Raw genomic sequence first — 11,421 nt, 5'->3', positions numbered from 1 at the left:
CGCCGGGCCGTCCGCGGCCCCGCGCACCCGGCCTGCGCCCCTCGGCCGCGTAGCCACCTCCCGGCCCGCGTCGGCGGCCCGCCCTCCCCGGCTTCCGCGGCCGATTCCGTCGTCATCCGTCCCGCCGTGCGGCACGTCGCCGCCCGGGACACCCGGAATCGCCATCGAGGGGTCCACCCATGCTCGCCTTCGCACCGTTGCACTCCGCGGCCTCGGCCGCGGCCACCGTCGTCACCTGGCTCGCCGACGTGCTCGCCCCGCTCACCGGCGGCGCCGCCACGGCGGCCGCCATCGTCCTGTTCACCGTCGCCGTCCGGCTGCTGATCTCGCCGTTGACGGTGGCCCAGGTCCGCGGGGAGCGGCGCCGCACCGCGCTCGCCCCCGAGGTACGGGAACTCCAGCGCCGGTACGCCGACGATCCGGCCCGCCTCCAGAGCGAGCTGTTAGCGCTCTACCGCAACGCCGGGGCCAGCCCGGTCGCGGGTTGTCTGCCGGCGCTGTTGCAGGCGCCGTTCTTCCTTGTCATGTACCGCCTGTTCGCCACCGGTGACGGCGCGCCGCAGCTGCTGGGGGAGCGGCTGGCCGGCGTACCGCTGGGGTGGCACCTCGGCGACGGGCTGGCCGGCCCGGTGCCGTTGGTGTTCGGGGTGCTGCTGGCCGCGCTGCTCGCGCTGGCCTGGTGGTCGTCGCGGCGGATGCGCCGGGCGGCTGCCGCCACCGGCACGGTGGCCGGGACGCCGGCCGAGGGTCCGGGCGCGGCGGTGCTCGGGCGGGTGCTGCCGTTGCTGCCGTACGGCACGGTGCTGGTGGCGCTCGTGGTGCCGCTGGCGGCGGTGCTCTATCTGGTCACCACCACCGCGTGGACGGCGCTGGAGCAGGTGGTGCTGCGTCGGCCGCAGCCGGCGGCAGCCATCGACAAGCGTTGACAAATGCGGGGGCGGGCGCGTAGAAATCGCTCTCAGAGAGCGCTCTCCCGGACCCGTCCCCGCAGAGAGGCACCCCGAATGAACCCGATCCCGGCGGCTGCGGCCGCCTCCGCCACCGTGCCCCGATCACGCCGCCGGCTCGCCCTGGCCGCCGGCGTCCTCGCGCTCACCACCGCGCTCGCGGGCGTCTCGATGACCGCCCAGGCCGCCGTGCCCCCGACGCCGTCCGGATGGAACCTGGTGTGGAGCGACGACTTCACCGGCTCCGCCGGCACGCTGCCCTCGTCCGCCAACTGGATCATCGACACCGGCACCGGCTACCCGGGCGGCCCGGCCAACTGGGGCACCGGCGAGATCCAGACCTACACGTCCAGCACCGCCAACCTGGCCCACGACGGCTCGGGCAACCTGCGCATCACGCCGCTGCGGGACTCGGCCGGCCGCTGGACCTCGGCCCGGATCGAGACGGTACGGGCGAACTTCAAGCCGCCGTCGGGCGGCGTGCTGGCACTGGAGGGCCGGATCCAGATGCCGAACGTGACAGGCGCGGCGGCGTCCGGGTACTGGCCGGCGTTCTGGGCGCTCGGCTCGCCGTACCGGGGCAATTACCAGAACTGGCCGGGCATCGGCGAGTTCGACGTGATGGAGAACGTCAACGGGATCAACTCGGTCTGGGGCGTCCTGCACTGCGGCGTCGCGCCGGGCGGCCCGTGCGGGGAGTTCAACGGCATCGGCGCGTCCCGGGCCTGCCCGGGCAGCACCTGCCAGTCGGCGTTCCACACCTACCGGTTCGAGTGGGACGCCTCGATCAGCCCGCAGCAACTGCGCTGGTACGTCGACGGCCAGCTCTTCCACACCGTCGGGCAGAACCAGATCGGTGAGCCGTACTGGAGTCAGATGACCAACCACGCCGGCTACTTCCTGCTGCTCAACGTGGCGATGGGCGGCGGCTTCCCGGACGGCGTGGCCGGCTCGGCGACGCCCACCGCCTCGACCGTGTCCGGCCGGTCGATGCTCGTCGACTACGTGGCCGTCTACACCCGCGGCGGCGGGAGCAACCCGTCGCCGACGCCGACCACGCCGCCGCCGGGCGGGGTGCGCGACGCCTACGCGACGATCCAGGCCGAGTCGTTCAACGCGCAGAACGGCGTGCAGGTGGAGACGTGCGCCGAGGGCGGCCAGGACATCGGCTGGCTCGCCAACGGCGACTGGGCCCGCTACGACAACGTCGACTTCGGCTCCACGCCGCCGCGCGACTTCGTGGCCCGGGTCGCCTCCGGCGCGGCGTCCGGGGTGAGCGGGCTGGTGGAGGTCCGGGTGGACAGCCCGACCGCGCCGCCGATCGGCAGTTTCGCGGTGGGCAACACCGGCGGCTGGCAGACCTGGCGCTCGGTGCCGGGCAACGTCGGTGCGGTGACCGGCCGGCACACCGTCTACCTGACGTTCAGCAGCGGCCAGCCGTCCGACTTCGTCAACGTCAACTGGTTCACCTTCCGTCGCTGAAGCCCGGTCGAGACGCGGCCCGGACTCCCTCCGGGGTTCGGGCCGCGTCGGTGCTGGACAGAAACAGTTAACACTCCTAATAATAGGCGCACGTCGACGGTTGTGAATTCCTCTCCACCCCCGCCCGTCCCCTGGAGGACGCCGTGAGACTCCGCCCCCGCCTGGCGACGCTCGCCGCCGCGCTGACCACCGCCGTGGTCGCCGGTGCCCTGCTCGCCGCGCCGCCCGCCTCCGCCGCCACCGCGGCCTTCGTCCGCACCTCCAGCTGGAGCAGCGGGTACGAGGCCCGGTTCACCGTCACAAACGACAGTTCCGCCGCGATCTCCTCGTGGAACGTCCAGTTCGACCTGCCGGCCGGCAGCACGCTCGGCTCTTTCTGGGACGCCCGGCTGACCACCTCCGGCCAGCACGTCACCGCCGTCAACCAGTCCTGGAACGGCGCGCTCGCCCCGGGCGCCAGCACCAGCTTCGGCTTCGTCGTCAGCGGCACCGGCGACCCGGTGAACTGCACAGTCAACGGCGCCTCCTGCGCCGGCGGCAACCCCGGCAACCCGGGCGCGCCCGCCACCCCCGGCGGGCTGCGGGTCACCGGCACCACCGCGTCCTCGGTCTCGCTCGCCTGGAACGCCGTCTCCGGGACGGTCACCGGCTACCGCGTGTACGAGGGCAGCACCGTCAGGGCCACCGTCACCGGCACCTCGGCCACCGTCTCCGGGCTGGCCGCGTGCAGCGGGCACAGCTACACCGTGACCGCGTACAACGGCAGCGGCGAGTCGGCGAAGTCGGCGGCGGTCGCGGCCACCACCAGCGGCTGCACCGGCGGCGGCGGTGCCATGGCCGCCGCGCCCTACCTCTACCCGGGCTGGGGCGACCCGCCCGCGCCCGCCACCGTGATGGGCGCGACCGGGATCAAGTGGTTCACCATCGCGTTCGTGCTCTCCGGCGGCGGCTGCACCCCGGCCTGGGACGGCACCGGGCCGCTGACCGGCGGCACGCACGCCGCCACCATCGCCGCGATCAAGGCGGCCGGCGGCGACGTCATCCCGTCCTTCGGCGGCTGGAGCGGCAACAAGCTCGGCCCGAACTGCTCGACCGCCGCCGCGCTGGCCGGCGCGTACCAGCAGGTCATCAACGCGTACGGGCTGAAGGCGATCGACATCGACATCGAGAACAGCGACGAGTTCGAGAACGAGGTGGTGCAGGACCGCATCCTGGACGCCCTGAAGATCGTCAAGCAGAACAACCCGGGGATCAAGACCATCATCACGTTCGGCACCTCGACCACCGGGCCGTCGTACTACGGCACCCGGCTGATCAACCAGGCGGCGGCAAAAGGCGCCGGGATCGACGTGTTCACGATCATGCCGTTCGACTTCGGCGGCGGCGCGAACATGTACCAGAACACGGTGAACGCGGCCGAGGGCCTGAAGACCGCGCTGCGCAACGCGTTCGGCTGGTCCGACGCCACCGCGTACGCGCACATGGGCCTGTCCGGCATGAACGGCCTCTCCGACCAGCAGGAGCTGACCTCGCCGGCCACCTGGACGCAGATCCGCGACTGGGCCAAGGCGCGCGGCCTGGCCCGGTTCACGTTCTGGTCGGTCAACCGGGACCGGCCCTGCCCGGGCGGCGGCGTGGTCGCCAACTGCTCCGGCATCGCGCAGAACACCTGGGAGTTCACCGGCATCACCGCGGGCTTCTGAGCCCGCGCGGCGGTCAGCGCCCGGTGGTCACCGACTGCCGGGCGCGCCGCCGGCGCACCTTCTTCACCGCCCAGCTCACGATCATGAAGCCGAAGACGGCGAAGATCGCGTAGTTGAACCACTGGCTGTACCTGTCGACGTCCTCCCACCGCGACCCGAGGGCGAACCCCGCGCCGACGATCAGGGCGTTCCACACGCCGCTGCCGAGCGTGGTGAGCAGGATGAACTCGCCCAGCGGCATCCGGTTGGCGCCGGCCGGGATCGAGACCAGGCTGCGCACCACAGGCACCACCCGGCCGATCAGCACCGCCCACCGGCCGTGCCGCTCGAACCAGCGGTCGGCCTTCTCCAGATCCTCCAGGTCGACCAGCGGGATGTGGTCCAGCCAGCGCTTGAGCCGGTCCTCTCCGAGCGCCGCGCCGAGCCAGTAGAGCACCAGCGCGCCGAGCAGCGAGCCGGCCGTCGCGGCGACCACGATCAGCACCACGTTGAACCGGCCCTCGGCGGACAGGTATCCGGCCATCGCCAGCACGATCTCGCTCGGGATCGGCGGGATGATGCTCTCCAGCGCCACCAGCAGCGCCACACCGACCGCGCCGAGCGAGTCGATCACGCTCGCCACCCAGCCGGTCAGCCCGGTGAACTGGTTCGGGTCGACGTCCTGGGCCAGGGCCATGGCGGTCCTTCCACGCGAGAGCCGGAGATCCGAAGGTGTTACCCGGACCGGCCGGTGTCACACCTGTGACTCAGGCCTCCGGGTGCAGCGCGGCGTCCGCCGGACCCCGCCGCCAGCCGGTGAAGCGGACCAGCAGCCCGCCCCGGCTGGGCGAGCAGCAGTACGGCCCGGCCGACGCCTGCGCGGCCGGGTCGAGCGGTGCGACCCGGACCAGCCGCCACGGCTCGTCCGCGCACCGGGCCCGTACGGTGAGCGCGTCCCCGGCCCGGCTCACCCGGACCGTCACCTCCCGGCCCGACCACTGCGGCACCGGCGCCACCGACCAGTCGGAGAACTCGTCGGTGACCACGGCGCCGACCTGCGGCGCGCCGTCGCTCACCTCCACCCCGGCCTTGGTCCACCGCCGGTCGTCCACCCGCACCAGCACGCCGGCCTGGTCGAACTGGGCCGTGTAGTCGAGCACGAACGACACCTCCACGGCGCTGTCCACGCCGAACGGCGCGAGCAGCGCCGAGCCGTCGTCGTGCACGAAGCCGTAGCTGGTGCGCCGCCAGAAGTCGCTGCCGCCGCGCGGCTCGACCAGCAGGCCGCCGTCTACCGGCTCGGCTCGCTCCGGCGGGTTCAGCCAGGTGCCGGCGAACCAGTCGTACGCCTCCTCGCTCATCGGAGCACCGTACCGGGTTTGCCGTCGCGCGCGTTCGGAGAAGTAGTCCTCGCATGGGTGACAGGTGGTATCAGGAGGCGGTCGTCTACTGCCTCGACGTCGACACGTACGCGGACTCCGACGGCGACGGGGTGGGTGACTTCCAGGGGCTGATCGGCCGGCTGGACTACCTGGCCCGGCTCGGTGTGACCTGCCTGTGGCTGAACCCGATCCACCCCTCGCCCAACGAGGACGACGGGTACGACGCGACCGACTTCTACAACGTCGACCCGCGCCTGGGCACGCTCGGCGACTTCGCCGAACTGCTGCACCAGGCGAGCAACAGGGGCATCCGCGTCATCATCGACCTGGTGGTCAACCACACCTCCGACCAGCACCCGTGGTTCCAGTCCGCCCGGTCCTCGCCGGACTCGCCGTACCGGGACTGGTACGTCTGGGCCGACCACGAGCCGGCCGACCGCCACCAGGGCATGGTGTTCCCGGGCGAGCAGCACGAGACGTGGACCTACGACCGGACCGCCAAGGCGTGGTACTACCACCGCTTCTACAAGTTCCAGCCGGACCTGAACATCGAGAACCCGAAGGTCCGCGCGGAGATCAAGAAGATCACCTCGTTCTGGCTCCAGCTCGGCGTCTCCGGCTTCCGGATGGACGCCGTGCCGTTCATCATCGAGCGCACCGAACCGGGTAACCCGAACTCGCCGAAGGACTTCGACTTCCTCACCGATCTGCGTCAGCACGTGCAGTGGCGGCGCGGCGACGCGGTCCTGCTGGCCGAGGCGAACGTCGAGCCGGACGAGCTGCCCGTCTACTTCGGTGACGGCAGCGGTTCGGGCAACCGGATCCACATGCTGTTCGACTTCATGCTCAACGGCCGGCTGATGCTCGCCCTGGCCCGTGAGGACCCGGAGGTGATCATCGAGGCGTTGCGCGACACCCCGAAGCTGCCCACCGGCGGCCAGTGGGCCACGTTCCTGCGCAACCACGACGAGATCGACCTGTCCCGGCTCACCGCCGACCAGCGCAACGACGTGCTGGCGAAGTTCGGCCCGGACGAGAACATGCAGCTCTACGGCCGGGGCATCCGCCGCCGGCTGGCGCCCATGCTGGGCAACGACCGCCGGCACATGGAGCTGGCGTACTCGTTGCAGTTCTCGTTGCGCGGCACTCCGGTGCTGCGCTACGGCGAGGAGATCGGCATGGGGGAGGACCTGTCGCTGGACGGGCGCGACGCGATCCGTACCCCGATGCAGTGGTCCTACGCCGACAACGCCGGCTTCTCCGCCGCCGAGCCGGAGAAGCTGGTCCGCCCGGTGATCGACAAGGGCGAGTACGGCTACCAGAACGTCAACGTGACCGCCCAGCGCAAGGACCCGCGGTCGCTGCTCGGCTGGTTCGAGCGGATGATCCGGACGCTGCGGGAGGCGCCGGAGACCGGCTCGGGCAGCACCACCCACATCGACGTGCCGATGCCGCCGGGCGTGCTCGCGCACCGCGCCGACGGGCGTACCGGGACGATGGTCTTCCTGCACAACCTGGGGACCGAGGACGTGGAGGTGGACCTGAGCACGCTGGCGCCGGAGGCGGACCTGCCGATCGACGTGCTCAGCGACCGCAACTACGAGGACGTGGGCAAGCTCGACCGGCTCAAGCTCGCCGGGTACGGCTACCGGTGGATCCGGCTCTGCCGGGGCCACGATCGGTAGGCGTGGACCCGGTCAGAGCCAGCCCCGCGCCGCCGCCTCGGCACCCGCCTGGAACCGGCTGGTCGCCCCCAGCCGGTCGATCAGGGCGGCGATCCGCCGGGTGGCGGTGCGGGCACTGACGCCGATCTGGCGGGCGATCGCCTCGTCCTTCAGCCCGGCCCGGAGCAGCCGCAACAGCAGCAGCTCCTCGTCGCTGGGCCCGTCCTCGACCGGCGGCCGGTCGCTTGTGAGCGGCGTGCCCTGGTTCCAGTACACGAGGAACAGTTCGATGAGCGCGTCGAGCAGCCCGGACGGGTGGATCAGCGCCAGGTTGTCGTAGCCGTCGCCGGTGAGCGAGACCACAGCCACCCGCAGGTCCACGATCCGGAGCTTGAACGGCAGGCTGGGCAGCATCCGTGCCTGTTCGCCCGCCTCGCTGAGCCGCACCAGCAGCTCGAACCGGCCGGGCCGGTACATCGAGTCCGGGCAGTAGACGGAGCGGAGATCCACCCCCTGGGCGACCAGGCTCGCGGTCATCGCGGCCTCCGCCTCGTTGGTGCGGGGGACACCGGCGATCTCCGTCCGGTACGGCGGCCGGTCCAGCACCCAGAAATGGGTCCGGATCGACGTGGTGACCTCGTCCATCCGGGCGGCGACCGCCGCGCCCGTCACCACCTCCACCCAACGTGCCGGGTCGCTCAGCCGTGCGGTGCGAAACAGGTGGTCGAAGTCGCCGATCGCGGCCTGTACGCCGTTGAGCGCCGTCTCGTGCGCCAGCCGCCGCCGGGCGACGAGCGTCGTCAGGGCCGCCTCCGGGCTCACCGCCTCGTAGTGGCCGGGTGAGATCCGCCGCACCAGGCCGAGTCGCGCCAGCCGGGTGACGGCGGTGCGTACCCGGGTCGGTGTGGCTGCCAGCGCGTCCGCGCTCGCGGCCAGCGGACGCCGGGGTTCCGCCAGCAGCAGCCGGTAGACCCGCTCGTCGAAAGCACCGACGCCGAGCGCGCCCAGGACCGGATCGGATCGCATCGCACCTGCCTGTTGCCGTTGTTCCTCCACCGTGGCGGGTTCCGCCACGTGGCCGAAGAGGACACGAAGATATCTCGACTTGGATCCCTGCCAGGACGTTCACTACTTCCCATCCCAACCGGTGACCCTGCCGGGCGGGACCGGATCTGATCACCCCTGGTTCCCGGAAGAGGAGCAATGGCCCGTAGGTATCGACCATCCTTCCGCTACGGCGTCGCGCTGGCAGCCACCGCGCTGGCGGTCACGTTCAATCCCGTCCCCGCATCCGGTCAGACGACCCCTCCGGCACCGGCGGACGTGCTGACCGCCCGTTCCGGCGGCACCGTCGGCACCTATGTCGTCACGCTCACCGAGAAGCCGCTCGCCACCTACGAGGGCGGGGTCGCCGGGATCGCCGCGACCAGGGCCGCCAAGGGCGGGAAGGTCGACGTGGGCAGCCCGGCCGCCCGGCGCTACCGCGACCACCTGACGAGCCGGCACCGCGAGGTGGCGCGCAACGTGGGCGCGCAGGCGCGGCGCAGCAACTACGTCGTCTCGAACAGCTTCGTCGCCGACCTGACCCCGGCCCAGGCGGCGCGGTTGCAGCTCAGTGGCGACGTGCTGTCGGTCTCGCCGAACAAGGTCTACACGACCACTGACGACCGCAACTCCGTGGACTTCCTCAAGCTGTCCGGCCGCGACGGCGTGTGGTCGAAGGTCGGCGGCACGGCCGAGGCCGGCAAGGGCGTCGTCGTCGGCGTGCTCGACACCGGGATCTGGCCGGAGAACTCGTCGTTCGCCGCCCCGGCGCTGGGCACCACCGCGCCGACCACCGCGGATCCCTACCGGCCGTACCGGGAGGGCTCGGCCACCGTCATGCGCAAGGCCGACGGCGGCACGTTCCGGGGCACCTGCCAGACCGGCGAGGAGTTCACCGCGAGCGCCTGCAACGAGAAGATCATCAGTGCCCGCTACTTCGGCGAGGGCTGGAAGCAGGCCGTTCCGCCGGAGGAGCGCGCCGACTACGAGTCGCCCCGCGACGCGCACGGGCACGGCACCCACACCGCCGGCACTGCAGCAGGCAACACCGCGGTCCCGGTCCGTGAGCGCGGCATCGACTTCGGGGCGATCTCCGGAGTGGCGCCCGGGGCCGCGATCGCCGTCTACAAGGTCCTCTGGAACGACACCGACGGCGGCGGCAGGGGCACCACAGTCGACATCGTCGCCGCTGTCGACCAGGCCGTCGCAGACGGCGTCGATGTGATCAACTATTCGATCGGCAGTTCGTCCGAGTCGAGCCCGGGGGACGCGGCCAAGCTCGCCTTCCTCAACGCCGCGTCCGCCGGCATCTTCATCTCCTCGGCCGCCGGCAACAGCGGACCGTCGAGCAGCTCGCTGGACAACACCACGCCGTGGGAGATGACGGTCGGCGCCAGCACCATCGCGTCGTACTCGGCCAGCGTGAAACTGGGCGACGGCACCCTCGTGAACGGCACCAGCACCACAGTCGCCACGACGTTCGGCCCGAAGCCGCTCATCGCGTCCCGGGCCGCGAAGGCCGGTGGAGCCACCGACGCGGACGCGGACTACTGCGCCCCCGGCACCCTCGACCCGGCGAAGGTCACCGGCAAGGTGGTGGTCTGCCTCCGGGGCATCATCGGTCGTACCGCGAAGTCCGCCGAGGTCGCCCGGGCCGGCGGCGTCGGCATGGTGCTGGGCAACCCGTCCGTCCAGGACCTCAGCGGTGACCTGCACGGCCTGCCGACTGTGCACGTCAACGCGCCCCACACGCAGACGGTGCTCGACTACGCCGCCACCCCCGGAGCGCAGGTCACGCTGCTGCCGACCGGCAACGACCAGCCGTACCCCCAGGTGGCGGCGTTCTCCTCGCGCGGCCCGTCGCTGAAGAACCAGGACCTGCTGAAGCCGGACCTCACCGCCCCCGGTGTCGGGATCCTCGCGGCCGTCTCCCCGCGCGGCGAGGGGAAGAACTTCGACTTCTACAGCGGCACCTCGATGGCCACGCCGCACGTCGCCGGCCTCGCCGCGATCTACCTCGCCGAGCGTCCGACCGCGACGCCTGCCGAGATCAAGTCCGCGCTGATGACCACCACCTACGCCACCAGGACCACCACCGGCGCACCGAACACCGACGTCTGGGCGCAGGGCACGGGTCACGTCGACCCGACCCGGATGCTCAACCCCGGCGTGGTCTACGACGCGTCGGCGGCCGACTGGCTGGGCTACCTGGAGGGCAAGGGGTACCGGACCGGCAGCGGGGTCGCCCCGATCGCCGGCAGTGACCTGAACTATCCGTCCATCCGCGTCGAGAACCTCTTCGGCACCCGGACGGTCACCCGCCGGGTCACCGCGGTCACCCCGGGCGTCTACACCGCGAAGGTCGACCTGCCCGGCGTCAAGGTCAAGGTGACCCCCTCGACGCTGCGCTTCCGCTCGGCCGGGGAGACCCGGGAGTTCACCGTCACGATGCAGCTCACCTCGGCCACCGGACCGGACACGATCCGCGGTGGGCTGACCTGGACGGGCGCCGGCACCACCGCGCGCAGCCCGATCGTCGTGACCCCGCACACCGCTACCGCGCCGGAGCAGGTGCAGGGCAGCGGCGCGAAGGGCTCGCTGAGCTTCGAGGTGACCCCCGGGCTGGCCAAGTTCCCGATCAAGGCATACGGGATGGTCGCGGGGCGGCCGGCATCCGACACCGTCACCCCCGAGGACATCTGGGGCAAGGAGTACGAGGTCTCGCTGGGCACCGGCACGAAGGCGGCCGAGGTCACCGTCCGCACCGACGATCCGCGGGCACAGCTCGGAGTCGTCATCTACCGCGTGGTGGAGGGCGTCGCGGAACTGGCCGACCTCTCCGATTACCCCGCGGCCGAGCAGCGGTTCGTCCTCAAGCCCGCGGCCGAGCCGTACCGCGTGGCGGTGGTCGTCTGGGGCGACATGGCGCCGGGCACCACTGCCACGCCGTACACGGTGCAGGCCAACGTGGTCACCGACAAGGGAGGAGTGGGGAACCTGACGGTGTCCCCGAAGAACCCCAGGGCCACGCCGGGAACCCCGCTGACGGTCACGACGACGTGGTCGGGGCTGCCCGGTGGGCGGCACACCGGCTACATCGAGTACGCGGGCGGCACCGGAACCGTGGTGAGCGTCAACTGACCCGCCGGTGAGCGCGGCGGGGCCGGACAGCGTCGTCCGGCCCCGCCGTCGCCGGCCCGGGTTAAGCTCCTCCGATCGA

At 71.9% G+C, this 11,421-nt stretch carries 8 protein-coding genes; 5 read left to right on the top strand and 3 right to left on the bottom strand.

Annotation, left to right across the window (positions count from 1 at the left end; translation table 11 throughout):
- The first annotated feature begins 179 nt into the window (after positions 1 to 179).
- From AC2CHG_RS03495 to AC2CHG_RS03485, 3 genes are all read left to right on the top strand, one after another.
- Positions 180 to 926 (top strand): YidC/Oxa1 family membrane protein insertase, encoded by a 747-nt coding sequence (locus AC2CHG_RS03495; RefSeq protein WP_484524137.1) that lies wholly within the window; start codon positions 180 to 182, stop codon positions 924 to 926.
- 78 nt (positions 927 to 1,004) lie between these two features.
- Positions 1,005 to 2,429 (top strand): carbohydrate-binding protein, encoded by a 1,425-nt coding sequence (locus tag AC2CHG_RS03490; protein ID WP_484524136.1) that lies wholly within the window; start codon positions 1,005 to 1,007, stop codon positions 2,427 to 2,429.
- A 143-nt stretch (positions 2,430 to 2,572) separates the two neighbouring features.
- A complete protein-coding gene (locus tag AC2CHG_RS03485; protein WP_484524135.1) occupies positions 2,573 to 4,132 on the top strand; it encodes a cellulose binding domain-containing protein in 1,560 nt (519 codons plus the stop codon).
- A gap of 13 nt (positions 4,133 to 4,145) precedes the next feature.
- Here AC2CHG_RS03485 and AC2CHG_RS03480 read toward each other — a convergent pair whose 3' ends face one another.
- Together AC2CHG_RS03480 and AC2CHG_RS03475 are read right to left on the bottom strand one after the other, a co-directional pair.
- Positions 4,146 to 4,808, bottom strand: coding sequence for a DedA family protein (locus tag AC2CHG_RS03480; RefSeq protein WP_366622424.1), 663 nt, complete (start codon positions 4,806 to 4,808; stop codon positions 4,146 to 4,148).
- A gap of 70 nt (positions 4,809 to 4,878) precedes the next feature.
- Entirely contained in the window at positions 4,879 to 5,472 is a 594-nt protein-coding gene (locus AC2CHG_RS03475) for a DUF1349 domain-containing protein (RefSeq protein WP_484524134.1), read from the bottom strand.
- 53 nt (positions 5,473 to 5,525) lie between these two features.
- Here AC2CHG_RS03475 and AC2CHG_RS03470 point away from each other — a divergent pair, with 53 nt between their 5' ends.
- Entirely contained in the window at positions 5,526 to 7,178 is a 1,653-nt protein-coding gene (locus tag AC2CHG_RS03470) for an alpha-amylase family protein (RefSeq protein ID WP_262013896.1), read from the top strand.
- A gap of 12 nt (positions 7,179 to 7,190) precedes the next feature.
- Here the strand turns inward: AC2CHG_RS03470 and AC2CHG_RS03465 are convergent, their stop codons facing one another.
- The gene (locus AC2CHG_RS03465) at positions 7,191 to 8,183 is read right to left on the bottom strand and encodes a helix-turn-helix domain-containing protein (protein WP_262013895.1); all 993 of its coding nucleotides are present in this window, start codon (positions 8,181 to 8,183) and stop codon (positions 7,191 to 7,193) included.
- A 177-nt stretch (positions 8,184 to 8,360) separates the two neighbouring features.
- Between AC2CHG_RS03465 and AC2CHG_RS03460 the strand changes: the two genes are divergently transcribed.
- Complete coding sequence (locus AC2CHG_RS03460) at positions 8,361 to 11,342, top strand: S8 family serine peptidase (RefSeq protein ID WP_484524133.1); 2,982 nt, start codon at positions 8,361 to 8,363, stop codon at positions 11,340 to 11,342.
- Positions 11,343 to 11,421 lie beyond the last annotated feature (79 nt).

Source organism: Micromonospora sp. ATLC20 (assembly GCF_057196585.1).
The sequence above is the reverse complement of the archived record's forward strand: the minus strand, read 5'-3'. Positions and strand labels throughout refer to the sequence as shown.

Excerpts from the sequence above, each read along its gene's own strand:
- AC2CHG_RS03480 (WP_366622424.1), bottom strand. The coding sequence starts at position 4,808 with ATGGCCCTGGCCCAGGACGTCGACCCGAACCAGTTCACCGGGCTGACC.
- AC2CHG_RS03490 (WP_484524136.1), top strand. The coding sequence starts at position 1,005 with ATGAACCCGATCCCGGCGGCTGCGGCCGCCTCCGCCACCGTGCCCCGA.
- AC2CHG_RS03475 (WP_484524134.1), bottom strand. The coding sequence starts at position 5,472 with ATGAGCGAGGAGGCGTACGACTGGTTCGCCGGCACCTGGCTGAACCCG.
- AC2CHG_RS03470 (WP_262013896.1), top strand. The coding sequence starts at position 5,526 with ATGGGTGACAGGTGGTATCAGGAGGCGGTCGTCTACTGCCTCGACGTC.
- AC2CHG_RS03495 (WP_484524137.1), top strand. The coding sequence starts at position 180 with ATGCTCGCCTTCGCACCGTTGCACTCCGCGGCCTCGGCCGCGGCCACC.
- AC2CHG_RS03465 (WP_262013895.1), bottom strand. The coding sequence starts at position 8,183 with ATGCGATCCGATCCGGTCCTGGGCGCGCTCGGCGTCGGTGCTTTCGAC.
- AC2CHG_RS03460 (WP_484524133.1), top strand. The coding sequence starts at position 8,361 with ATGGCCCGTAGGTATCGACCATCCTTCCGCTACGGCGTCGCGCTGGCA.